The 22,383-nt window shown below is 51.7% G+C and carries 26 protein-coding genes; 14 read left to right on the top strand and 12 right to left on the bottom strand.

Translation table 11 applies throughout. From position 1 onward, the window contains the following. Positions 1 to 30: 30 nt before the first annotated feature. Positions 31 to 2,904 (bottom strand): DUF3376 domain-containing protein, encoded by a 2,874-nt coding sequence (locus SY83_RS03015; RefSeq protein WP_068604133.1) that lies wholly within the window; start codon positions 2,902 to 2,904, stop codon positions 31 to 33. A 245-nt stretch (positions 2,905 to 3,149) separates the two neighbouring features. Between SY83_RS03015 and wrbA the strand changes: the two genes are divergently transcribed. Beyond that, a complete protein-coding gene (gene wrbA, locus SY83_RS03010) occupies positions 3,150 to 3,779 on the top strand; it encodes an NAD(P)H:quinone oxidoreductase (protein ID WP_068604131.1) in 630 nt (209 codons plus the stop codon). Positions 3,780 to 4,742: 963 nt separating this feature from the next. Here the strand turns inward: wrbA and SY83_RS03005 are convergent. Further along, on the bottom strand, positions 4,743 to 5,270 hold the full coding sequence (locus tag SY83_RS03005) for a hypothetical protein (protein ID WP_068604129.1): 528 nt from the start codon (positions 5,268 to 5,270) through the stop codon (positions 4,743 to 4,745). A gap of 90 nt (positions 5,271 to 5,360) precedes the next feature. Continuing rightward, positions 5,361 to 6,182 carry a class D beta-lactamase gene (blaOXA, locus tag SY83_RS03000; protein ID WP_068604126.1) on the bottom strand — a complete coding sequence of 274 codons (822 nt, stop codon included), beginning with the start codon at positions 6,180 to 6,182 and terminating at the stop codon, positions 5,361 to 5,363. Positions 6,183 to 6,302: 120 nt separating this feature from the next. Here blaOXA and SY83_RS02995 point away from each other — a divergent pair, with 120 nt between their 5' ends. Next, positions 6,303 to 7,676, top strand: coding sequence for an aminotransferase-like domain-containing protein (locus SY83_RS02995; protein WP_068604125.1), 1,374 nt, complete (start codon positions 6,303 to 6,305; stop codon positions 7,674 to 7,676). 23 nt (positions 7,677 to 7,699) lie between these two features. Here the strand turns inward: SY83_RS02995 and SY83_RS23740 are convergent, their stop codons facing one another. Then, a complete protein-coding gene (locus SY83_RS23740; RefSeq protein ID WP_407944623.1) occupies positions 7,700 to 7,795 on the bottom strand; it encodes a hypothetical protein in 96 nt (31 codons plus the stop codon). Positions 7,796 to 7,847: 52 nt separating this feature from the next. Continuing rightward, positions 7,848 to 8,015, bottom strand: a complete 168-nt coding sequence (locus tag SY83_RS22990; RefSeq protein WP_157279774.1) for a hypothetical protein — start codon at positions 8,013 to 8,015, stop codon at positions 7,848 to 7,850. A 106-nt stretch (positions 8,016 to 8,121) separates the two neighbouring features. Between SY83_RS22990 and SY83_RS02990 the strand changes: the two genes are divergently transcribed. From SY83_RS02990 to SY83_RS02935, 12 genes are all read left to right on the top strand, one after another. Then, positions 8,122 to 8,436, top strand: a complete 315-nt coding sequence (locus tag SY83_RS02990) for a metal-sensitive transcriptional regulator (protein WP_068604123.1) — start codon at positions 8,122 to 8,124, stop codon at positions 8,434 to 8,436. A 13-nt stretch (positions 8,437 to 8,449) separates the two neighbouring features. Further along, a complete protein-coding gene (locus SY83_RS23440; protein WP_068604121.1) occupies positions 8,450 to 8,650 on the top strand; it encodes a copper ion binding protein in 201 nt (66 codons plus the stop codon). Positions 8,651 to 8,707: 57 nt separating this feature from the next. Beyond that, positions 8,708 to 10,927, top strand: a complete 2,220-nt coding sequence (locus SY83_RS02980; protein ID WP_068604118.1) for a heavy metal translocating P-type ATPase — start codon at positions 8,708 to 8,710, stop codon at positions 10,925 to 10,927. Positions 10,928 to 10,948: 21 nt separating this feature from the next. Next, positions 10,949 to 11,899 (top strand): hypothetical protein, encoded by a 951-nt coding sequence (locus tag SY83_RS02975; protein WP_231891361.1) that lies wholly within the window; start codon positions 10,949 to 10,951, stop codon positions 11,897 to 11,899. 22 nt (positions 11,900 to 11,921) lie between these two features. After that, the gene (locus tag SY83_RS02970; RefSeq protein WP_197479949.1) at positions 11,922 to 12,530 is read left to right on the top strand and encodes a TVP38/TMEM64 family protein; all 609 of its coding nucleotides are present in this window, start codon (positions 11,922 to 11,924) and stop codon (positions 12,528 to 12,530) included. 77 nt (positions 12,531 to 12,607) lie between these two features. Further along, positions 12,608 to 13,033, top strand: coding sequence for a hypothetical protein (locus SY83_RS02965; protein ID WP_068604114.1), 426 nt, complete (start codon positions 12,608 to 12,610; stop codon positions 13,031 to 13,033). A gap of 24 nt (positions 13,034 to 13,057) precedes the next feature. Next, on the top strand, positions 13,058 to 14,002 hold the full coding sequence (locus SY83_RS02960) for an NAD-dependent epimerase/dehydratase family protein (RefSeq protein WP_068604112.1): 945 nt from the start codon (positions 13,058 to 13,060) through the stop codon (positions 14,000 to 14,002). Positions 14,003 to 14,009: 7 nt separating this feature from the next. Continuing rightward, entirely contained in the window at positions 14,010 to 14,375 is a 366-nt protein-coding gene (locus tag SY83_RS02955; RefSeq protein WP_068604110.1) for an Ig-like domain-containing domain, read from the top strand. A gap of 26 nt (positions 14,376 to 14,401) precedes the next feature. Next, on the top strand, positions 14,402 to 15,829 hold the full coding sequence (locus SY83_RS02950; RefSeq protein ID WP_068604107.1) for a DUF1835 domain-containing protein: 1,428 nt from the start codon (positions 14,402 to 14,404) through the stop codon (positions 15,827 to 15,829). Between the two features lie 199 nt (positions 15,830 to 16,028). Continuing rightward, the gene (locus SY83_RS02945; protein WP_068604106.1) at positions 16,029 to 17,183 is read left to right on the top strand and encodes a cation:proton antiporter; all 1,155 of its coding nucleotides are present in this window, start codon (positions 16,029 to 16,031) and stop codon (positions 17,181 to 17,183) included. Positions 17,184 to 17,288: 105 nt separating this feature from the next. Further along, the gene (locus SY83_RS02940; RefSeq protein WP_068604104.1) at positions 17,289 to 17,756 is read left to right on the top strand and encodes a hypothetical protein; all 468 of its coding nucleotides are present in this window, start codon (positions 17,289 to 17,291) and stop codon (positions 17,754 to 17,756) included. 145 nt (positions 17,757 to 17,901) lie between these two features. Continuing rightward, on the top strand, positions 17,902 to 19,029 hold the full coding sequence (locus tag SY83_RS02935; protein WP_068604103.1) for a peptidylprolyl isomerase: 1,128 nt from the start codon (positions 17,902 to 17,904) through the stop codon (positions 19,027 to 19,029). 64 nt (positions 19,030 to 19,093) lie between these two features. Here the strand turns inward: SY83_RS02935 and SY83_RS02930 are convergent, their stop codons facing one another. From SY83_RS02930 to SY83_RS02905, 7 genes are all read right to left on the bottom strand, one after another. Then, complete coding sequence (locus SY83_RS02930; protein WP_068604101.1) at positions 19,094 to 19,612, bottom strand: SMI1/KNR4 family protein; 519 nt, start codon at positions 19,610 to 19,612, stop codon at positions 19,094 to 19,096. Between the two features lie 157 nt (positions 19,613 to 19,769). Beyond that, entirely contained in the window at positions 19,770 to 20,291 is a 522-nt protein-coding gene (locus tag SY83_RS02925) for a type 1 glutamine amidotransferase domain-containing protein (protein WP_068610805.1), read from the bottom strand. A 121-nt stretch (positions 20,292 to 20,412) separates the two neighbouring features. Then, positions 20,413 to 20,700 (bottom strand): hypothetical protein, encoded by a 288-nt coding sequence (locus SY83_RS22985; RefSeq protein WP_157279773.1) that lies wholly within the window; start codon positions 20,698 to 20,700, stop codon positions 20,413 to 20,415. An 18-nt stretch (positions 20,701 to 20,718) separates the two neighbouring features. After that, positions 20,719 to 21,159 (bottom strand): spore germination protein GerPC, encoded by a 441-nt coding sequence (gerPC, locus tag SY83_RS02920; protein ID WP_068604099.1) that lies wholly within the window; start codon positions 21,157 to 21,159, stop codon positions 20,719 to 20,721. 71 nt (positions 21,160 to 21,230) lie between these two features. Next, entirely contained in the window at positions 21,231 to 21,521 is a 291-nt protein-coding gene (locus SY83_RS23225; RefSeq protein ID WP_068604097.1) for a hypothetical protein, read from the bottom strand. Between the two features lie 20 nt (positions 21,522 to 21,541). Further along, entirely contained in the window at positions 21,542 to 21,757 is a 216-nt protein-coding gene (locus SY83_RS02910; protein ID WP_068604095.1) for a spore germination protein, read from the bottom strand. A 65-nt stretch (positions 21,758 to 21,822) separates the two neighbouring features. Then, on the bottom strand, positions 21,823 to 22,266 hold the full coding sequence (locus SY83_RS02905; RefSeq protein WP_068604093.1) for an Hsp20/alpha crystallin family protein: 444 nt from the start codon (positions 22,264 to 22,266) through the stop codon (positions 21,823 to 21,825). Positions 22,267 to 22,383 lie beyond the last annotated feature (117 nt).

The following is a 22,383-nucleotide window of genomic DNA, read 5'->3' as shown; positions in this document are numbered from 1 at the left end:
GAAATTTATGTCCATAAGCAAAAACCAACCCTATTTCTTCCGTGGCAAAATAATCCTAATCAACAACCGCACCAAATCTATGCCTATTCCCGCGATCCAAAGGAGAATTAAAGGAATAGGGGCCTTCCGGAAGTGACCTTTTAGCGCGGCGGAGGCGTTATGTAACATATCCATCGCATTCCCAGCCGTTACGGAGAGAGGCAGATGCAGCCATGTTTCACGACCGACCTTGTACCGTTCAGCAAAAAAAACGCGTAATTCATGCAGGCGTTCCTCATCATCGGACAAACCGGGGAAAGCTTCCAGTATGGAGTGGAACAACTCGGCAAGCTTAGGGTCCACATAAGGAATTTCTTCCTTAATGATGGTTACAAAATGATTCAACCGCGTTCGCAGCAAAAACGCATTCCAGTCCGCGAGTTTTGCACCTGTATCCGAGTCGTCAGGGTTGAGACGTTGCTGGAACGTGCGGTCCATATAGTTGAGCAGAATGTCGGCCGTATCCAACCGGCCCCACATCAGGTCGTTGGCGCGCCAGCGAGGAGAGAGGAAGCCGGCAAAGGCTTGCAGATCCTCGCCCACCAGCTTGTCGCTGCCCGAGAGCCCGAGGGTAGCCGCATCCCCCGCGCTGATCCGGACCAGCGCGGTAGGGTTGAGTTCGCCGACAGCGTTGTAGGTCAGCGGGTACAGGAACAGGTCGACGGCCAGGAACTCGAGCAGCGCGCTTTGCAAGCGCTCTGTGAACTCGGCGCCGTGGACGTGCGGTGCGGGACCGGCATCAGGGTCCCGCGTCTGGGGAGCAACGGCCTCGAGAATCAAGGCCGGATGCTCCAGGTTCAGCAAGCAGTGATGCACCGCGTGTTCCACGAAGTGCATCACTTGCTCCGCCGCCTGCCGGGGATCATCCCCCCGGTACAGGCGGTCCAGCGCCTCGATCAGCGGCCGGTGGCGGGGCAGCTCCGCCTGCAACCGGTCGATCGCGGCGCGCGTCTGCGCCGCCAAGGCGCTGCCCGGCGGCGCCAGCGCCAGCCGCCGCTGAAGCGCGGCCAGCTCGCGCTCGAGGTGCCACCACAGCCACGCCTGCTGGCGGAGGCTGTCGACGGCGCCCCAGAGCGCCGTTTTGCGCGCCAGGAGGCGCTTTCGCTGCGCCGCCGCGGCGTTGCCGGGGTCGTCGAGGGCGCGGTTGATTTTCTTTACATGGTAAAGAAAGAACCGCGCGTAGAACTCGACATCCGGCATCGCCATGCCCGCGACGAGCGTGCCTGCATCGGCACGCATGCGCCAAAGCGCGGCCCGCAGAGCCGCGAGCGGCGCTCCTTCCCGGTCGGCGGCCTCCCGGAAATCGCCGTGCTTGCCGAAGTACGCCCGCGCGCCCCCGAGCAGATCCTGCTCGAGGCGTTCAATCCGCAGTCTGCAGTACGGCAAGTACCCGGGCAGCGCGGTGAGCGCCTCGACACCGATGCTTGTCTTGCTCTTCGCGCTTGTGCCCTCGGCTCCGCTGCTAACATCGTTCCCGCTTATCGTCCCCTTGCCCCCGGCACCGTCGCCATCATCGTTCCCGCTCATCGTCCCCTTGCCCTCGTCCACTTCACGTCGGGTCAACGCGTTCTTGCCCTCCAACAAATCCAGCACGCCGCCCAACGTATCCACGTCGCATTGATACGCTTCAATCGCCTTCAGCTGCTCATAAATCGACTGATACCGCGGCACGCCAAAATAACTCAAAGCCGCCTCCATCACATTCGGCTTCGCCCGATAAGCATCCATTGTCATGCTGAGGTGCGTATCGACCGGCGTCGGATCGACATAGAGCAGCCAGCGGTCCACTTGGCGGTCCGCCGCGCGGCCCATAACGGTCTCCAGCACCGGGCGAAAAGGGCGGTTATCCGTTAACAATCCGTCATGGAGATAAACGGTATCCCGCTGATCGTAGGTGTTTTTCGCGCCATACACTTCCTCCATGGTGAACGCCTGACCGGGAAAAGCGCCGGGCATCGCCGAAGTGGCGCGGGCCATGCGGGCGAGGAGATCGTCTTGAGCGGCGCCCTGAAAGTCATTGTGCATATAGCCGCGTGTTCGACCATACCCGAGCCGTTTGCCTTCTTGGTCTTTGTTCCTGCCTACATCACCACCGCTACCCGAGCCCGCGTCTCCGCCACTATCCTGCTCGCCATCCCCGCCTCCGCAGTCCTCGCTTACCACGTCTCTGTCAATTCCGTTACGACTTTCGCAATCCGCGTCCCCGCTGTCATCCCCGCCGTACAATGTACGATACTTGCGATGCAGTGTCACCCCGTGGCGCAAGCCTTCAATCTCCTGTCCTTTGCCGTCGGTCCAGCTCCAGCGCCGCCCGCGGATATCACTGGCCGCGACAAACAAGTCGAGCATGGCAATCTGCTTCCGCCGCTCGGCGGTAAGCCCTGGCTCAAGCTCCGCCTGACGGCTTAGCTCCTCGAAGCACCCCAGCAGCTTCTGATACATGTACTCCCCGTTCAACAGAGCATCCTGTTCGCCGCCGCGCAGATCCAGCAGATATTTCAAGTCCGCGACATCCCGCCATAGGGGCTTTACCGACTTTAAATCCGTTCCGGTCGCCAGCGCCTTGGCCAGCAGCACCCCATTGATCCCCCCGGCTGAATTGCCCGCCACTATGTCGATGATGACTTCGCTGCCCAAACGATCCAGCAATTCGCCATAAGCGCAGCCGGCATCAGCTGTTTCCTGGTCCGCCTCCGCGCCTCTGCGCGCACGAACGAGAGCAAGCAACTCCTGCACCACCCCGTTCATATACACCGCGAGCGAAACGCCCCCATACAGCACCAAACCTATGCGAATCTCGCGGGGAGGGACATTAGCAACGGCCTCATCCAACTCACCTTGGGCCAAATTTTTTGAACCGGTCATGACGTCACTCCAATCAGGCAGTATTTCTAATGTAGAACACATTCTGCGCGGAGGGTTCGGTTCCTTTTTTTGCATACCAAGCCGCACATGCTCTCTTATCCCTATGACTCAGGAACGCCCGGCATACAACGCATTCTGATTCGCCCGCGCCGGACAAGGTTAATAAACCCTGACCCTTGCTTACCGAGGTCTGTTTGCCGATCAATCCCAATTTTCGCAAGAAAGAGGAGGAGGAGAAGCATCATATGAGCAAAATACTAATCGTCTACTACAGCGCCCACGGGCACGTATTTGAAATGGCCAAAGCGGTCGCCAAAGGGGCCGAAGGCGTCCAAGGAACGGAAGTTCGCATCGTGAAGGTGCCCGAGTTTGATGCCGTGAAGGAAGCTATGTCGAAGGATGATGTGTATATCCAATCTCAGAAGAAGCAAGCGGATATACCGGAGGTAACGCATGAGGATTTGAAGTGGGCTGACGGGATATTGTGGGGCGTACCTACGCGCTATGGTATCATGCCTTCCCAGATGAAAAGTGTGTTGGAGGCCGCTGGTTCGCTATGGCAATCCGGCGCGTTGGAAGGCAAGCCTACAGGTGTATTCACTTCAACAGGCTCCATCCACGGAGGACAGGAAACGACGGCGGTGACAACGTTTATCGCTTTGATGCATTTTGGCATGATCTATGTGGGGCTGCCGTACGGCGAGAATCCGGAGCAGCTCACCACCGAAGGCATCGGCGGATCTCCTTATGCGGCTTCTACAGTGGCGGGTCCGAAAGACGAGCGCCAAACGACGGAACCGGAGTTCACCATGGCCGGCCGTCTGGGCGCGCGCGTGGCGAAAGTGGCCGAGGCATTGCGCGGATTGAACAGCTAATTATATAGGACAACAACAAACAGAGGTTGCCTCGGGTACATGACCTAAGGTAACCTCTTTGTTATGGGGGTAGCTAATGTGAACAAGAATCTATTGATTTTAGGTTTGTTATTATTTTCTCCACTGTTGAGTGTCTTGCAAACCCTAGTTACTACTATAGTATGGAGTCCAAAAGAATACTGGTTAATCTATTCTTTCATATTACTCGCACCATTTGTGATATTTAATAGTTTGAACCTTATGCTCTTCTTTTTGTTGAATATATTTTGCTCCATAAAGCGCTCAGTGTTGTTTTTTAATATCATCGGGATGGTTTTAACCTTAAGTATTATCATTTATGGGACCGATGGCCGCTACATTTATTTATACTCTACCTACGTCTTCATCTCACTTTTAGTTGTTTTACATAACCGAATTACCTCTAACGAACTCAGTTAACGCTAATTACTCATTTTTGGCTGGTTTAAAATTCTAACGAACCCCACAAACGCTATTTGCCTGCAGTCCAGATTCTAATGGGGTGTTTCGTGCGAATAGCGCTCTGTCAGTTCCTTAGCGCAGGAAAAGAGCCCATATGGTCATAATAGCGTGTGCTGAGTTCCTTAGAGGTGGCCACACTGCTTTCATGATGGTTGACTGCGTGAATAGTTAGTTATGCTCAAGTTGGTTACAAATAACGCAATTTTTGTTATTCTCCATAAACCGAATTACCTCTAACGAACTCAGTTAACGCTAATTACTTATTTTTGGCTGGTTTATAATTCTAACGAACCCCACAAACGCTATTTGCCTGCTATCCAGGTTTTAGTGGGGTGTTTCGTGCGAATAGCGCTCTGTCAGTTCCTTAGCGCAGGATAAGAGCCCATATGGTCAAAATAGCGTGTGCTGAGTTCCTTAGAGGTGGCCACACTGTTCTCATGATGGGTGACTGCGTGAATAGTCAGGTTGTTATGCCCAAGGTAATTACAAATAACGCAATATGGCCGGAGGACTCTTAAACACATAATGTGTTTTCCAGCGTACCTCAGCAACTTTGTCTTCCCACAACCAGAATTCGAGCGCCTGAGCATGCGATTTGTCGTAATAAACCATAATATCAGCGCCTTGTTCACTTCGTTTAGAGTATTCCCTACCGTAAGCGGTACGAATGTCCTCCCGGGTGCTGCCGACGGTAATTCCCTTGGATGTGGTGTGACCTGGATCGCGCACAGTCATATCCATAATGTCATAATCGCCTGTAGTTGTGTATAGGTATAGACCGTCACCGGCCGCGTAAACATCTCTGCCCTCGTTATTAGCCGTTGGTTCCGCCGCTGTCGGAGGAGACTTCCCGTCATAAATGCTGTTACCGATTTTATAAGGACCTATATGTTCCTCCGTGAGCGGGGTACTGTCTACTCTGGCATAGCCAATTTGTTCAGGCGCCACCGTAATGTAGATATACAACGCCACAATGGCGCTAATAACAGCAAGTATCACCACGCCTGCCAAAATACCAGCGAACCTGCGATTACTCCTACGACTAATCTTTATCAACATGTCTCATCCTCTGATTGTGTCTCATGATCTTTTGCAATTATATCAAAGGTTTCCTGCTATTTCCTGTGCATTTGTACTCAAAAATAGGTCTTCCAAACAATCCATCGTAATATTCCTCGCCACCGTCCCGCTGCTGTCCACATTGGTCGCAAACACCCAAGTGTCCTTGTCTGTTTCCACATAACCGACAAACCAGCCGAGGCCCATGTCGGATAGTCTGGTACCTGTTTTGCCGTGAACCGTGTACTCATCCTGCTCTTCCGCGATCATCATTCTCTTCACCGTCTTCATATGCTGTTTCTGAACAGGGAGCGTTTCTTCGACCAGATCTTCGATAAAGTCTACCTGTTCTCGTGCGGATATTTTCAAACTGCTGTTAAGCCAAAAAGTATCGATTCCCCCGGAAATATCTCGGTTACCATACTGCATCTCATCCACATGCCGCTGCATGGCAACAGGCCCGATATACCGCGCCAGATCCTGATAAAACCAGATCGCTGATTGCCGCATGGCGGAGGCTAACGAGTGATCCCTGTTCCAGGTCTCAAACGCCCGCACGACACCGTCCCACCGTTTCACCTCGTATTCGTCCGCTACCGCTTGTTCCTCCAGACCGATTAGAGCATTGGGGATTTTGAAAGAAGATTCCGGTGTGTATCGCGTCTCGCTTCGTTCCGGGTTATACGTATAGGTCTTGTCCGTTCTGAGATTCTTGATTACGATGGTACCATCCGTAGTTTGGAACAAATGATCGACCTGAAGCCTCTTGGATTCGGCGTTGCCGGCATTCGAAGAAACCGGATGAATTACGCTTACCACTAAGAGGGAAATCAACATCAAGATCATCAAGTTTACCTTTTTCATAGCAAAATTCCTCCTGTCATTTGATGTTTCACAGGTTCAGTATAGGCAGTTCGATTCGAGGCCGCTAGGTACGTTTTTAAGGAGTGTACCCATACAGTTAAGGAAGGGAGCAAGCATCCGATGAGAAAATATGCGCAGATTATATGTGATATGGAGGAACGCATACAGCAGGGTTTCTGGAAACCAGGCGACAAGCTGACGTCAATCCGAACGCTGTCCGCCGACTACAATTGCAGCATGAACACCGTAATCAAAGCCTACAGTGAGTTGGAACGTAAACACCGAATCTACGCGGTTCCGAACAGCGGTTACTACGTTGTGGAGGGCGGTTCAACCGGAGCCGTTGACAACGGGAACACCAGCCGAATTGACTTCCTCTCAGCCGGTCCGGACAAGGAGGCGATGCCTTATCGGGATTTCCAGCATTGTATGAATCAGGCAATTGAACGGTATCAAGAGGAGATGTTTACATATTCCGAGCCTCAGGGACTGTATTCATTACGTCAGCAGCTTGCCCGTCATTTGCAGGATCTACAGGTGTTTACCGTGCCTGAACGGATCTGGGTGGTATCGGGCTCTCAGCAAGCGTTGAACCTCTTCGTCTCTCTTCCGTTTCCGAATGGCCGAACGAACATTTGTCTCGAGCAGCCTACTCACATGAGCTTTATTCAATCCGTTCAACATCATGATGTGGAGGCGTACGGCATTGAGGTTTCGGGCGCGGGGGTCGATTTGGAGCGGTTGGAGCATATTTTTGCACATCATCAGATCAAGTTTTTCTATATGGTTTCACGGTTCCACAACCCTACCGGGCACAGCTACACGAATGAGGACAAACGCAGAATCGTCGAGCTCGCCCGCCAGTATGACGTCTACATCATTGAAGATGATTATATGGGAGACTTGGATGTGAATTTGAAGCAGGATCCTCTATATGCGTACGAACCTTCGGGCCGGGTCATTTATGTCAAAAGCTTCTCGAAAGTCATGCTGCCAGGACTCCGCCTCGGGCTTGCGGTTCTGCCTGAAGCGATGAACGAATCATTCCGGCGGGCCAAGTTTGCCGCGGATTTACATACGCCTTTGCTGATGCAAGGCGCGCTCGAAATCTATCTGAAAAGCGGCATGTTCCAAGCTCATATTCAACGAATGAGAGAGTTGTACAGGGGGAAAGCTATTCTTTTACAAGAGGCTTATAAGAAGCATTTGCCTGCTGTGTCCGCTCTCTATTCGGAAGCATTATCCGGGTTTTATTCCACCATTGAGCTGCCTCGCGGGATCAAAGCCAAGGAACTTATTCAACACCTGATGCAAGAAAATGTGGAAGTGGATGAGGTGGAGAAGATGTTCCTGCCGGCATTCGCTAAAGATACGATGATTCGCATCAGTGTTTCTCAAGTACGTGAGGATTTGATTGAGCAGGGGATTCGCAACATAGCGGAGGGGATCAGGGGGTTGTGTGAGAGAAAGCATGAGGTAGTGGTGTTTAAGTGATTATATTAACAAAAAATTGTATTTCATCTTGCCATGAAGTACTCTTCGAATTTCGAAAGAGTAGAGATACTCTCATCTATTCTGCTAAATAAGCGGACTGCTACAGATGGATTATCCATCATAATGTAGTCTATAATATCCGATAGATCCTGCTCGGCAGAGGGAAGGTAATTAATCGGAACTTGTTTCTCCATGAATCCGGCTCCTTAGTTTTTTCATTAAGTCCGTATGATTGATTTTTGTAATTGCAGGATCTAAACTTTCTTTCTCTGCAACAGCGAGTTGTTGGTATAACTCAATAGTTGCCTGTTGTCTTTCATAAAGTGCGTGACTCATCACAACTAAGTCATCCTGACCATTCTTGGTGATGAATAACAAAAAAGTTTATTTTAAATTTGACATAGGGTAGGGGGGTATGGTAAATTATCATTACAGGAGGGATGATATGGAACCCAACGACATGAAAGATCACTGCGGTACAGAACGCAAGAGCCATCATTCGGACAAAACCAAGGCCAATCTGGTATCCCGACTAAATCGGATCGAAGGACAGATTCGCGGGGTGAAAGGCATGATTGAGAAGGATACGTATTGCGATGATGTCCTGAATCAGCTTGCATCCATCCAATCTGCCCTGAACGGCGTAGGTAAACTGTTATTAGAGAATCATATGAAAACCTGTGTGACCGAGCGATTGCATGCCGGCGAAGACGAAGTCATTGATGAGCTGTTAACTACGATACAGAAACTGATGAAATAAAGGAGATGTCATGATGCAAACGGTAAAATTGAAGGTAGAAGGTATGTCTTGCAACCATTGTGTAAATTCGGTGGAGAAAGCGGTTAAAGAAGCAGGCGCAACGGCAACTGTTGATCTTGCAAGCAACACGGTGTCCGTGGAATTTGAAGAATCGAAGGTTACGCTGGAAACCATTAAAGAAGCGATTGAGGAACAAGGTTACGACATCGTTTAAAAGGAAGAGGCCACTGCATGCGGTGGCTTTTGCTGTCTTAAGTAAGGAGGCGGAATCATGGAAGAGCAGAATAAGCAAACGACGCTGCAAATTACGGGAATGACCTGCGCAGCCTGCGCTACGAGAATCGAGAAGGGGCTGAACAAGACGCCCGGCGTGCATAAAGCCACAGTTAACCTAGCGCTGGAAACGGCAACCGTGGAGTACAGTGAAGCCGAAGTTAACGTGGAAGGGATGATTCTTAAAGTAGATAAGCTAGGTTACGGAGCCAAGCTGAAAGAAAATCAATCCGACCAAGACGCAACTAAACTTCAAGAAATTTCCTCGCATAAGCGAAAGCTTCTTATATCCGCTGTATTGTCCTTGCCGCTGTTATGGGCCATGGTTTCCCACTTCTCCTTTACCTCATGGATTTACCTGCCTGAATTCCTGATGAACCCATGGGTACAGCTGGCTTTGGCTACACCGGTTCAGTTCGGGGTGGGTCTCCCGTTCTACATCAGCGCTTATAAAGCGCTACGCAACCGAAGCGCGAATATGGATGTGCTGGTGGCGCTCGGGACATCGGCCGCCTACTTCTACAGCCTGTATCTGACGCTGGATTGGGCGGGGAGCGGGGAGGGCCATCATATGCCTTCGCTTTATTACGAAACGAGTGCAATCCTTATTACCTTGATTATTCTGGGGAAATACTTCGAATCGCTGGCTAAAGGCAGAACTTCGGGAGCGATCAAGAAGCTGATGAGCCTTGGGGCGAAGAACGCGCTGATCCTCCGGGACGGGCAGGAGCTGCATGTGCCTATAGAAGATGTGATCGTTGGGGATGTTGTGATCGTCAAACCGGGCGAGAAGATTCCAGTAGACGGTGAAGTGATAGACGGCGCTTCGACTGTGGATGAATCCATGCTGACAGGCGAGAGTCTGCCCGTGGATAAGAAAGCGGGAGATCGTGTGATCGGCGCAACCGTGAATAAGAACGGCCGACTCCGCATTAAAGCTGTCCAGGTAGGCTCCAAAACGGCATTGGCGCAGATCATTAAAGTGGTGGAGGATGCCCAAGGCTCCAAAGCACCCATTCAGAGAGTCGCGGATCGCATTTCCGGTATTTTTGTTCCCATCGTGGTCGGCATTGCTGTAGTTACTTTCCTGGTGTGGTATTTTGCTGTTGAACCCGGCGTGTTCGCTTCGGCACTGGAGAAAGCTATTGCTGTGCTTGTGATCGCATGCCCTTGCGCGCTTGGATTGGCTACGCCTACCTCGATTATGGCGGGGTCCGGCCGGGCGGCGGAGTTCGGGATTTTGTTCAAAGGCGGGGAACATCTGGAGAGCTTGCACCAAGTTCAAACCGTGGTTTTGGACAAAACAGGAACGATCACCAAAGGCAAACCGGAGCTGACAGATGTAATTGTGCACCAGGCGGATCTGGACGAAACATACATGCTTCAACTAGTCGCTGCGGCTGAGAAATCTTCCGAGCATCCTTTGGCGGAGGCGATTGTGGAAGGAGTTCAGGCAAGGGGCATCGAGATTGGGGCTGCGACTGATTTTGAGGCAGTGCCGGGTTACGGAATAAAGGCGACTGTAGAGGGCAAAGAGGTTCTGGTAGGAACGCGCAGATTATTGGAGCAAAATAAGGTCATGTTCGCCGAAGCTGTTAAGAAGGCAGAGCAGCTTGAGTTATCGGGCAAAACAGCCATGTTCATCGCGATTGACGGACAATTCGCCGGATTGGTCGCTGTTGCGGATACGATCAAGGAGACGTCCAGAGAAGCGGTCCGCCGCCTTCGCGAAATGAACATCGATGTCATTATGATGACCGGAGACAATCAGCGAACCGCTGAGGCCATCGCCAAACAAGCAGGCATCCAACGCGTGCTGGCGGAAGTGCTGCCGGAAGGGAAAGCGAATGAAGTTCGCAAGCTTCAGGAAGCCGGGCGTAAAGTAGCCATGGTGGGCGACGGTATCAACGATGCGCCGGCGTTGGCCACCTCGGATATCGGGATTGCCATTGGAACAGGAACGGATATTGCGATAGAAGCAGCTGACGTTACGTTAATGCGGGGGGACCTGAACAGTATCCCGGAAGCGATCATGATGAGCCGCCGAACGATGGCTAACATTAAACAGAACTTGTTCTGGGCACTTGCCTACAATATGCTGGGTATACCGATTGCCGCGGCGGGATTCCTTGCCCCGTGGGTGGCCGGCGCGGCCATGGCGCTGAGCTCGGTATCCGTTGTTCTGAACGCGCTGCGTTTGCAACGGGTTAAACTTTAACGCACAGGAGGAAAGAAAACCATGAGACGAATAGCGATCTTGATGTTCATTTCCATAGCCATTCTTGCGGCATGCGGTAAATCCGAAGACGGATCCGGCACAGGGCACGGGGGACACGGCACGGAAGAGACGAATGCCGGTCATGGAGCCGAAGGGACGCATGGGGCAGACGATGCGAAAACCGGTCACCAGGCGGAAGAGGCGAAGACCGGTAACGGAGCCGATGGGAAGAACGCGGGGCATGGGAACCATACGGAGCGGACGCAATCCCCTGCGGATGAGCACAAAGTTCATGCCGTGTGGAAGCTTTCGGCGTCTTCACCTAAGCCGCAAGAGGAGCTTACCCTCACCATAGAGCTGCGGGATCATGAAGAGAAGGCAATCGAACAATTTGATATCAATCACGAAAAAAAGATGCATCTGATCGTTGTAAGCGAAGATTTATCGTATTTTGACCATATTCATCCGGAGTACAAGGAAGCAGGGACGTTTGAAGTGACAACCAAGCTCCCTGCCGCAGGCAAGTATAAAGTCATTGCCGATTTTATCCCGACAGGGATGGGGAGCATGACCCAAACCGAATGGATCACGGTCGCGGGAGAAGCACCCCAACAGAAAGCCATGGAGCCGGAATCGGAGCTCACGAAGGTAGTCAACGGCAAAGAAATTGCCCTCAACATCGACCATCTCATGGCAGGAATGGACGCCAATCTATCGTTTCATATTCGGCGCGCGGACGACCAGACACCCGTCTCGGATTTGGAACCTTACCTAGGGGCTGTCGGCCATGTCGTCATTCTAAGCGCGGACACCGAGCAGTATCTGCATGTCCATCCTACGGACGAACGGGCAACAGGCCCGGAGGCTAACTTCGCAACCTCGTTTCCAAAAAGCGGCGTTTATAAAATATGGGGGCAATTTCAGCATCAAGGCGAGGTCTTTGTCGTCCCGTTTGTGGTAGAAGTGCCTTAATTGTGGCAGGAAAGGATTCATTGTGACCAAAAAGCTGTTGATCTTAAGCTATTTCATTTTGATTGTTGCGGCTATTGCCTATAGGGAGCCGATTGTAACTTGGCTAAGCCAGGAGGAAGAAGTTCAGTTGCTGCCCATCACCCTGTTGGCGATTCTTCTTGGACTGGTACCCGTTATTCCGTTCGGTGTGATCGCTGCGGTAATTGGGGCTAAGTTCGGCTTCCTTGCGGGCGGTTTGTTGAATGTGTTCGCATCCACTGCCGCGGCGGTCATCATGTTCGCGATTGTACGCTACGTTATGGCGAATGCTGCCCGGAGCAGAATTTCCCGTTCTGCGAAGTTGTCCGAGCTTACGGCGAAATTCGAAACAAGACCCTTCCTACCGTTGCTGTTCGCCAGACTAATTCCAATTCTCCCGGCCCAGGCCATCAATACGTACGCGGCAATCAGCCGAATGTCGTTCCTGACGTTCCTGACTGCTACGGTTATTGGAAAGGTGCCGGTGATGATCACGTTCGCCATTGTCGGAGATCAGCTATTTAGCAATTGGCGTAACGCGGTCATTGTCCTGACGGTGTATGTTGTGTTTCTGCTCATGGTCTGGTTCATTTATCGTCGATGGCGGGAGTAACTTTTGCAACCATATAAACGTATCTATTATGTAAGAACGCCGACCCCGCTGAACATAGTACAAGGAGTTTGATGCCGATGACCAAATGGATACTAGCTTTAAGCATGTTGTTGATGTTCACGACCGCCTGCAATAATGATTCAGCCGCTAAAGTTCACACTGTCGGAGATGTGGAGAAAGCCTTTCGGCAAGTTGGGCTAGTGATTACTAAAGATGCATCTGTTACTGAACGTCCGCTTGGAGAAATTACCCCCCAGGGGTACTCATTAGGCTCTAATGCCGCAGTGAATGTGTACCTTTATAAGGACTCGAAGACTAGAGAAGAGGGCTTCAAGGCATACGAAGATTCTCCAAAAATCATGAGCTCCCATGCACCGATCGTTTATTTTACGGACAATGTGCTGGTGCTGTACAATTATGCGGAGGTGCCAAACACGGCGGTGGCGAAGACTGATGAAACTCGATTCGGTAAGCAGTTGGAGAATGCGATAAAGGATTTATGATAAATACCTGGGAGGGGTATATGTATGGCAGATCAGTTGAGTAAGGTGTTGATTTTCGGAGGAACCCGTTTTTTTGGCAAAAGATTGGTGGAACGCCTGTTAGATCAAGGATGCGACGTGACCATCGCAACCCGGGGAACGACGCCGGATGATTTCGGTGACCGTGTAACCCGGTTGCAGCTGGACCGTGAGGACCGTGCGGCATTGCTGAAAGCTACAGAGGGCAAGAGCTGGGATGTTGTATATGACAATATATGCTACTCACCCGGGTCTGCGGCGGATGCTTGCGATGCGTTTGCGGGCGGGAAGGTGAAACGCTACATTTTTACCTCGACACTATCCGTTTATGAGTTCGGTGCCGGGGCGCGGCGCGAGCATGATTTTGACCCTTATACATATCCTGTGAAGCTCCGCGGGAAAGACGATTTCACCTTTGGGGAAGGCAAACCCTTGAAGGAAGCCGTTTATAACTATGCGGAAGGCAAGCGTCTGGCGGAGGCCGTGTTTATGCGACAAGCCGACTTTCCAGTCTGCGCTGTGCGTTTTCCCATCGTGCTGGGTACAGATGATTACACGCTGCGTATGCAATTTCATATGAACCGTGTGCGGGACGGTGTGCCGATCGGTATCCCGAATCCGGATGCGCGAATGTCCTTCATTCGTTCGGATGAAGCGGCAAATTTCCTCTTGTGGCTGAAAGATCAGGACGTTAGCGGGCCGTTCAACGCCTGTGCTTCCGGTTCGATTTCCGTGGGCGGAGTGATTCGGTTGATCGAGGACGAGCTGGGGCGATCCGCACAGACGGCCGCAACCGTGGAGGATTCGGCCAACAACTCCCCGTTCGGCGTGCCGGACGACTGGTATATGGACACGACGAAAGCCGCTGAGGCCGGTTATCAATTTACACATCTGGATGCATGGTTGAGGGCGCTGATTACGGAATTGAACGGGTCGACTGTGAAAGGTTGATGTGGATATGATGCGTAACAGGAAAATCGGATTTCTTGCAGTCATTATGATTGGAGTTGTAAGTTGGTTTGCATGGGATGCATATCAGTCGAAGAATTGGATCGCTCACACATATCCAGCTGACGGAGCGACCAAAGTTCCAAGAGATGTAAAGATCACGGCGGATTGGAAGGGATCGCGAGTGAACATGCTGGGCATACCTGTTCGTTACGCGAATGAACCCGATAAGTATATTCCGGGGGCTACCACTGCAAATCAGCAAGGGATCTCCTTTAAGCCGGAACAGGAGCTGGCGCCCGGGCGTGAAGTGGTTGTTACGGTGGAAGCGGGAAGACGGCATCATACTTTTACATTTACTACGGCAGAGAATTGAGCTGAAACGCTAAGGCGGGCGATATTATGGGTCAAAAAGTGCTTCATCTAACCAACGGAGATTCGGTAGCTGATAAACTGCGTATGATTATTACATCTACGGAGGCGGTAGTGCTGGCTTGGCGGGAAATGTTAATTGACGGGCCGATCCAGGCGGATATGGATGAAACGGGATTTGTAGAGCGGCGGGCGGCGTACTTTGAGGAGAAGATGGGGGTGCCGGCGGCGGAGTTTATTGCAACTCAGATGGAGCAGCAAGCGACTCTCGGCGACGGGTCGGCATACGCCGAGATCGTGCTCTGGTTCGAACATGACCTGTTCGATCAGACGCTCCTGCTGTATGTGCTGGACCGGATGCGGCGGCTCGGTGTGCCGCATGAGAAGTTGAAGCTGCTGATGATCGGCAGCTTCCCCGGCGTGGAGCCGTTCTACGGCCTCGGCCAGCTGACGGAGGCGCAGCTCTCCGGACTGGTCGGCACGGAACGGCCCGTCACGCCGGTGCAGTTGGCGTTGGCCGCCGAGGCCTGGGCGGCTTACGCCTCGCCCGATCCCGCAGCGGTGCCAGCGTTGCTGCGGGATCGGGATCTTGCGCCGCTGCCGTATTTGGCGGCGGCGCTTGCGCTGCATCTGCAGCGCTATCCCAGCCGGCCCGGCGGGCTGGGGGTGGTGGAGCGGCAGACGCTGGCTCTGCTGGCGGGCGTGCCGATCGAATCGGCCGCGGATTTCACAGCGGCCACCCCAGCTGCTGAGTCAACGGGATATCGTCCAAATGAAGCTAACGGAGATCCAACAACATCACCAGCTGAGTCAACGGGATATCGCCCAAACGAGGCAAACGGAGATACAACAACATCACCAGCTGAGTCAACGGGATATCGCCCAAACGAGGCAAACGGAGATCCAACAACATCACCAGCTGAGTCAACGGGATATCGCCCAAACGAGGCAAACGGAGATCCAGCAACATCACCAGCTGAGTCAACGGGATATCGCCCAAATGAGGCAAAAGGAGATCCAACAACATCACCAGCTGAGTCAACGGGATATCGCCCAAACGAGGCAAACGGAGATCCAACAACATCACCAGCTGAGTCAACGGGATATCGCCCAAATGTGGCAAACGGAGTTACCAACGCCCCCCAGCAACCGCAAGGACTCGCACCCTTGTTCCAGGCTATTCACCGCCTGAACCCGGGCTATGGCCTCGGCGATTTGCAGTACTGGTGCTACCTAGACCGAATGCGATCCGATCCAAAGCCACTCCTGCAGATCGCCGGGCCGACAGAGCTGCCGCGCTACGGCCGCGCCCCCGATCTGGACGACTACCGCGTCCAGATCACGGCCGTTGGCCTGCAGGCGCTGCGCGGCGAAGCCGATGCCGTTACATTAAACGGCATTGATCGCTGGCTAGGCGGCGTACACCTAACCGCTATTGCGCGCGAATCCGCCACGTGATATGATGAAACGGATTATTTGCCCCATTTTTCCCCATAAGAAAATCTAACTTAATATACGCATCATCTGGAGGAGCCTGTCACCAAGGGCCAGCTATGTCGAATTACTCGGCGCGGCGGCGGTTGGTTGATAGGCTTCTTTATGTATGTTTTCGTAAATTATTCCAAAACCTAGGGTAGACAAGAAAGGTGGAATTTCCATGCTTATTCTTCAATTGGCTATTATTCTGATTTTCTCCAAAATCGCGGGTGACATCAGCGTTCGGCTCGGACAGCCCTCAGTGCTCGGTAAGTTGCTTATCGGCATTGTGGTGGGACCGTCCGTGCTGGGGCTCATTCATTCGACGGAGGTTCTCGAGGAGCTTAGTCAAATTGGTGTGATTTTGCTCATGTTCATCGCCGGCTTGGAGACGGATACGGAAGAGTTTAAGCGGACGGGGAAGGCGTCGTTGTTTGTAGGTATGGCGGGTATTATCGTTCCGCTCACGCTTGGTTACGGGGCGGGGTTGATTTTGAACTTGCCGCCGTTGGAAGCCGTGTTCCTGGGCCTGCTATTGTCGGCGACGTCGGTCAGTATTTCCGTACAGGCGCTCAAGGAGATGGGCAAGCTCAAGTCCAGAGAGGGATCCACGATCTTAGGCGCGGCGGTGATTGATGATATTCTGGTGATTGTGGGGCTGGCTTTTGTAATGAGTTTGGCGGGCGGGGAAGTGAACCTAGGATTCATTATTCTCAAAAAATTCCTCTTCTTCGCCGTCGCCATCCTCCTCGGCTGGATTCTGGTGCCATGGGCGCTGAAGCGGTTCGCACCGTTACGGGTAACCGAGTCGGTCATCTCGGCAGGGCTTATCATCTGCTTCTTCTACGCTTATTTGGCGGAGTATGCGGGGGTCGCAGCTATTATCGGGGCTTATATTGCGGGAGTCGCCATCTCGGTAACCGAATACAAGCATGAAGTGTTTGAGAAGGTCGAGACGATCGGTTATTCGATCTTCGTGCCGGTATTCTTCACGTCGATCGGGGTGAGCGCGAAGTTCGACGGTATCGCCGACAATTTGTGGCTGATTACCTGGCTGTCGGCGCTGGCGATCGTGACGAAGCTTGCCGGATCCGCGTTAGGCGCAAGGCTCGCGGGCTTCAAGAACCGCAACGCGCTGGGTATAGGCGCGGCCATGGTGTCGCGGGGCGAAGTCGCGCTCATCATCGCGGCGATCGGACTGGACGCGGGACTGCTCGAGGACGATCTGTTCGCTGTGCTCATCGTGGTAGTGCTTGTCACCACCATCGTAACGCCGCCGATGATGAAGCTGTTCCTTGGCGATTCCCGTCCTGAACGTGTGAGCGGGCGGGTTTAAGCGGCGGAATTGAGCATGCGGCAAGCATGCATAATTTGCAGAGCCCATGGACATCCTAGCATCGTTACAAGTTGGTTTAAATTGACAACGAGGGAGATGCAGCCTGTGCATTACAACGCGATTATGTTTGAATTTGCTGATGAATTGTCCGCTCACAAGGCGTATGACACGCTGACGGAATTGGACTACTCCGCGGTTTTCCATGAGGGTGCCCAGACGCCTTCGCTGCATTTGCATTTACATGAAGACGACCTCGCTTCCGCCCTACAGATTACGCAAGCTTACGGCGGCAGACTCGTCGAACAATCGAACGGGCTCACGGATGCCGGTGTGAACGACGCGGCTTACAATCTGCACGGCATCGCACCCTATGTGCATTCAGCGGATCAAAGGCTGCCGGACGAAGATGAGGACGAGAATCAGATTGTGATACCGGCGCATATCGTGAACGAGGATTTAGGCGAAGATTATATCAGCGGCGACAGTGACAACACCTTGCAGAGCCGCGAGGATGGCGAATATATGCCTTACGAAGAAAGCTATGATTACCTGTCCGGCGACGTTCACGCGTAAACCGGAATAGAGTTCCCTGAACCCGAAAGATCGACACTGTTAAACGGGTGTCCGTCTTTCGGTTTTTTGTGTTGATCACACAAGGATTCGGCGCAAAAAAGTGGAATAAGTACGTTGTACTTATTAAACCGCAAGGAGTTGTATGATGAACGATAAATATAAAGGCTTGCTGATTGGCGCGTTAGCGGGAACATTGTTGACGGGAACGGCCGCGTATGCGGGTAACGGTATGGTCGAGGCCCTGACGAAACAAGTGAAAATGATCTATAACGGAACCGAAGTCCAAGCGCCGGGGAATATACTCATTCACGAAGGACGAACCTACGCTCAACTGAGCACGGTCGGGAAGATTATGGGCAAGCCGGTTATTTGGGATGGCAAAACGAACACGATTCGCATTGGCGACAACGGGTTGAACGAAGTGGTAGCGGTGTATACGGGCGGACAGGTGACGAAAGGGGAAATCCTCAAATTTCTCAATGTGACAAGCTTGTTTATGTCCTCGGAAATACCCTTGACGAACACTGACTTTTTGGAAAAAACGCTGAAAGAATACATCACATTAAAAGTACTTGCTTCCAAGGCCGATGCCGAAGTGAAAAATAAAGCCAAGACCGACAGTGCTGCCCGAATGGTTCAGATGAAACCACAACTCGTCGGGGCGCTTGCGGACATATTGAAAAAAGACGGACTAGTTGAAGCGGACATAGCCCGATATATCACTATGCAGATTGAAGCACAGGGTGTGTTGCGGAAGTCGATTACCGATGCGAAGCTGCGAGCCGAATTTAACGCCGCATTGCTGGCGAAGCCTGCAGACTACACCGTTGTGACGGTCAGCCATATTCTAATCGGACTGAAAGACGCTTCAACTGGCCAGGAGCTGCGCAAGAAAGAAGATGCCCTGGCCCGTGCGAACGAAGTGCGGCAGAAACTGATGAACGGCGGAGACTTCGCGATACTAGCCAAAGAATACTCCGATGATCCCGGCTCCAAGGACAGCGGAGGTACGTATGAAAACCAATTGGCGGCCAATTATGTTGAAGCATTCAAGAACGCATCTGTGACATTACCTATCGGAACGATCAGCGAACCTGTGGAAACTGAGTTCGGTTACCATCTCATGAAGGTATCGGCGCGAAATGTACAGACATTTGACCAAGCGAAGGAGACACTTCTCGAAGCCGCCATCAATCGCGCATATGGGGAGTTTACTACCGAACAATTACCGGGGTTAATCAAAAGCTTGAAAGTATCCGCGATAGGCAATTAATAAATGTGCATCAGAGGAAGACTTGGGTTTAGAAATGAACCCAAGTTTCTTTTTTATTTCTTCCTCAATCTTCATCACACTCATTAACACAGATGGCTTCGGTCACACGATCCAACAAGAAATCTCCAAAATTTCTAGCAATAATTTCATAATTCTGTGCCTCATGGTCAAAGCCAAGATAATAGGTAACAACGGTAGGCTCTTTTGAAAATGCATCTATATTGCTGTAATCCAGACAGAATATTTCTCCCCATGTTGTGTTATAAATCATAAATAAATGATGGGGCAGCCCTGTTTTTCTCAGATCAAGTGTTTGACTAACTGCGTCTGTTTGAAAAGAATTCGTAAAGTCATCAGTTAATTTAAAATCGTCGTTAACTATTCCACTTATTTCTTCAGAACCAAATGATAATGCACCATATTCGAGGACAAATTCGAGATAACAACCCGATATGCTCAATCCCAATGCTTTCTGTGCAGCTTCAATTAATTCTAGAGAGCACGGACCTATTGCCCATAAATCTTCTCGCTTTTCAAAATACGTTAACAATTTAATTGCTTTCTCATATGAAATCGAACTCACTTTTACAAAACCCCTTAGTACAGTCATTTAACCATTTTAGAGGAGTAGGTTCAAATCTGTCTTTGGTAAGGTTTTCTAACTGTTATTGGATAACATATAACTCCATAAACAGAAAAAACCCGCTTCATGAGCGGGTTCTTTATTGTATTCATAAATTCTAATAGGCGCTAACACCTAATTTATTGATCGTCTCTTCAATAAATGCAGGCTCATCCTCCGGTGTGCGTGAAGTCACAAGATTGCGATCCACGACCACTTCCTTGTCGACATAGTTGCCGCCCGCTTGCTTGATCTCATCCGCAATTGCGGCGTATCCCGTCAACGTGCGGCCTTGCAGCAATCCTGCAGACGCCAACACTTGCGGTCCGTGGCAGATCGCCGAGATGGGAAGCCCCGCTTTGTCAGCCGCCTGAACGAAAGCCTGAATGTCTTTATCCTCCCGCAAATGCGAAGGCGATTTGCCTCCCGGGATAATAACAGCCGCATAATCTTCAGCTCGCGCCTCGGATGCCGCCAGATGAGACGTATATTGGATTGTGCCTTTCTTGCCTTTGAGCTCATCCCCGGCTTTCAGCGAAATAATGACGGCGTCATTGCCGTTCTTCACGATTGCGTCATAAGGGTTTTTCATCTCGGAGTCCTCAAACCCGTCGGCCAGCAGAAAGGCCACCTTTTTCACCGATTGTTTAACCGTATTGTCACTTTGCGTCATCTTATTCTAGCTCCTCTCGAAAAGCAAACTTCTTCATAGAATGCTCAGAATAAGATACTTTACCCCTTTTGCACGAAATTTAAGCGAATCAGTCTCTAAAGAATTTATGTTCAAAATGTCGAAACTCCGGATCATGCCGCTCCTCGCGCTTGTTTTCGCCATACAGGGAGTGGAGCATGCCGATCTTGTAGTAGTTAGTATAGGACCCGCAATGCGCGCAAAAAACCGCCGAATCCGCATTCACTTTGTTACACGGATCACCTAGCGGTCCGCCGTCACTGGAGCATCGATTAAGCAGGGGGGCGCCGCAAGCGGTACAGAATTTCTCCTTCTCTTTCGGTCTATGCCCGCATCGGTAACAACGTTCCGCACTCATGTTCTCACCTGTTATGATTTAATTAGGGTCTTCCTCCGCTGATTGCGAACTGTCCAACCCTTGGATGTTCACGGGCTCGCCCGATTCCGACGATTCCGACAACCATTTCTGCAATTGCTCATGGTCGGTCAGCGCGGTCATGCCGATATTCAAGGTGCCGCTAAGCTCGCTTACGGTAAGCTCCTGGATTTTGTAATTGATGTTCTCAATGTGTATGGGCTTGATCGACTGCAGCTGCTCTTTCAACACGGCCTGTTCTTGTTCCAAAAACTGCTGCTTCGCCTCCAACTGCCGAATCCGCTGTTCCAACATGACTAGATACGGGTTGTTTTGGGGATTAGAATACGGCTGGGTGTTACTCTGCGTACTGTTATTGGGATGAGAAGTCGGATAGGTGTTGTAGTATGGATGGTAATTCGCTTGAGGATAGGAGTAAAATTTGGGATAAAAGGGGTTCATTCGCACTCACCTCACTTCTGCTAAATTGCAGCTCATCACCATCGCTTAGCCAGTAACGTCGGCTTCATTGGCTAAGAGCCCGTGCCTGCCCCGGACGGCTCGGAGCCTACACCGGAGCCAGCTCCTGCGCCTGCCCCAGCTCCAGCACCAGCACCAGCTCCTGCGCCGGATGCGCCAGCACCGGCTATTGTCGGCTTCGGGGGAACCGTACCGGGTTCATCTGTAGCTCCGTCTCCTCCATCCGCATTTTCGCCGGTGGAGACGGATGTATTTTGATTGCGCGAAATGATGGTTTTGCCAATATTGAAAGATCCTACATTGCTAATCGATGTAATCTTGATATTCAGGATCGATATATTCATGTTCGGGTTCCTTTCCAGGGTCACAAGGAGCTCGTAGGTTGGTCAATCAGATCCGGGTCGCTTACGACGTTACGGTCCACCTGATAGGCCGGGCTGGCGTCGCCGATGACGCTGTTGCCGCCCACTTCCTTCGAATCCGCCGAGTTGCCCCGCAGAATCGTGTTCCCCATGTTGACCGAACCGTTGCTGGAGACGTTGTTGATCTTAATATTGAAGATGTTGAATACATTCGGCATGCGGTCACACCCTCTTTTTAACCGTGTTTGTTATATGGTATGGCATACGCCCAGAACATGTGACTTTAACGAATATAAACTTCGTGATATCCTCCGCCGTTCGCCGTATGCTTTCGGATTTGAATTTGCAGGATGCCGTCGCGGTAGACCGCTTTGCTGCGCTTTTTGTTCACGAGTGTGGGCAGCTTGATGATTTGAGGCCTTGAACGATGAAGACCTTCCACCTTGATATGCCCGGGATGGATTAGCACACGCAGGTTTCTCAGTTTTATTTTGGGCGGAATACGAATCTTCACAATCACGCTGTTATGCGTTTCGAAGGTTTCGGCCCGCAGCGCTCTGGGATACACAGGTGCAGTCAAGGGCAGGGAGCGGTCGATGACCTCATTCACATAGGCTTCAATCGCCTCAGGCTCCGTGCCGCCGGGCAAGCGGGGAAGCTTCATCCCGAACATCTGCTCAAAATGCGCCCAAGGCTGCAAGGGGTTATTCTCATTGAACGGACTCATAGCGGGACCTCCGTCTGGGTTCATAAGGGCAGTATATTCGCTGGGCGGGCTGGGCGTGCGGGGGAGAAAAGCCCCAGTGGCATTAACATCTGTGAGCTTCCAGTGGAGCGATGACTT

The sequence above is a fragment of the Paenibacillus swuensis genome, assembly GCF_001644605.1.
Classification (GTDB): domain Bacteria; phylum Bacillota; class Bacilli; order Paenibacillales; family DY6; genus Paenibacillus_N; species Paenibacillus_N swuensis.
The sequence above is the reverse complement of the archived record's forward strand: the minus strand, read 5'-3'. Positions and strand labels throughout refer to the sequence as shown.

Bases quoted from the DNA above. Each gene is read 5' to 3' on its own strand.
- SY83_RS03015 (WP_068604133.1), bottom strand. From the start codon at position 2,904: ATGACCGGTTCAAAAAATTTGGCCCAAGGTGAGTTGGATGAGGCCGTT.
- wrbA (WP_068604131.1), top strand. From the start codon at position 3,150: ATGAGCAAAATACTAATCGTCTACTACAGCGCCCACGGGCACGTATTT.
- blaOXA (WP_068604126.1), bottom strand. From the start codon at position 6,182: ATGAAAAAGGTAAACTTGATGATCTTGATGTTGATTTCCCTCTTAGTG.
- SY83_RS02995 (WP_068604125.1), top strand. From the start codon at position 6,303: ATGAGAAAATATGCGCAGATTATATGTGATATGGAGGAACGCATACAG.
- SY83_RS23740 (WP_407944623.1), bottom strand. From the start codon at position 7,795: ATGGATAATCCATCTGTAGCAGTCCGCTTATTTAGCAGAATAGATGAG.
- SY83_RS02990 (WP_068604123.1), top strand. From the start codon at position 8,122: ATGGAACCCAACGACATGAAAGATCACTGCGGTACAGAACGCAAGAGC.
- SY83_RS23440 (WP_068604121.1), top strand. From the start codon at position 8,450: ATGCAAACGGTAAAATTGAAGGTAGAAGGTATGTCTTGCAACCATTGT.
- SY83_RS02980 (WP_068604118.1), top strand. From the start codon at position 8,708: ATGGAAGAGCAGAATAAGCAAACGACGCTGCAAATTACGGGAATGACC.
- SY83_RS02975 (WP_231891361.1), top strand. From the start codon at position 10,949: ATGAGACGAATAGCGATCTTGATGTTCATTTCCATAGCCATTCTTGCG.
- SY83_RS02965 (WP_068604114.1), top strand. From the start codon at position 12,608: ATGACCAAATGGATACTAGCTTTAAGCATGTTGTTGATGTTCACGACC.
- SY83_RS02960 (WP_068604112.1), top strand. From the start codon at position 13,058: ATGGCAGATCAGTTGAGTAAGGTGTTGATTTTCGGAGGAACCCGTTTT.
- SY83_RS02955 (WP_068604110.1), top strand. From the start codon at position 14,010: ATGATGCGTAACAGGAAAATCGGATTTCTTGCAGTCATTATGATTGGA.
- SY83_RS02950 (WP_068604107.1), top strand. From the start codon at position 14,402: ATGGGTCAAAAAGTGCTTCATCTAACCAACGGAGATTCGGTAGCTGAT.
- SY83_RS02945 (WP_068604106.1), top strand. From the start codon at position 16,029: ATGCTTATTCTTCAATTGGCTATTATTCTGATTTTCTCCAAAATCGCG.
- SY83_RS02935 (WP_068604103.1), top strand. From the start codon at position 17,902: ATGAACGATAAATATAAAGGCTTGCTGATTGGCGCGTTAGCGGGAACA.
- SY83_RS22985 (WP_157279773.1), bottom strand. From the start codon at position 20,700: ATGAGTGCGGAACGTTGTTACCGATGCGGGCATAGACCGAAAGAGAAG.
- gerPC (WP_068604099.1), bottom strand. From the start codon at position 21,159: ATGAACCCCTTTTATCCCAAATTTTACTCCTATCCTCAAGCGAATTAC.
- SY83_RS23225 (WP_068604097.1), bottom strand. From the start codon at position 21,521: ATGAATATATCGATCCTGAATATCAAGATTACATCGATTAGCAATGTA.
- SY83_RS02910 (WP_068604095.1), bottom strand. From the start codon at position 21,757: ATGCCGAATGTATTCAACATCTTCAATATTAAGATCAACAACGTCTCC.
- SY83_RS02905 (WP_068604093.1), bottom strand. From the start codon at position 22,266: ATGAGTCCGTTCAATGAGAATAACCCCTTGCAGCCTTGGGCGCATTTT.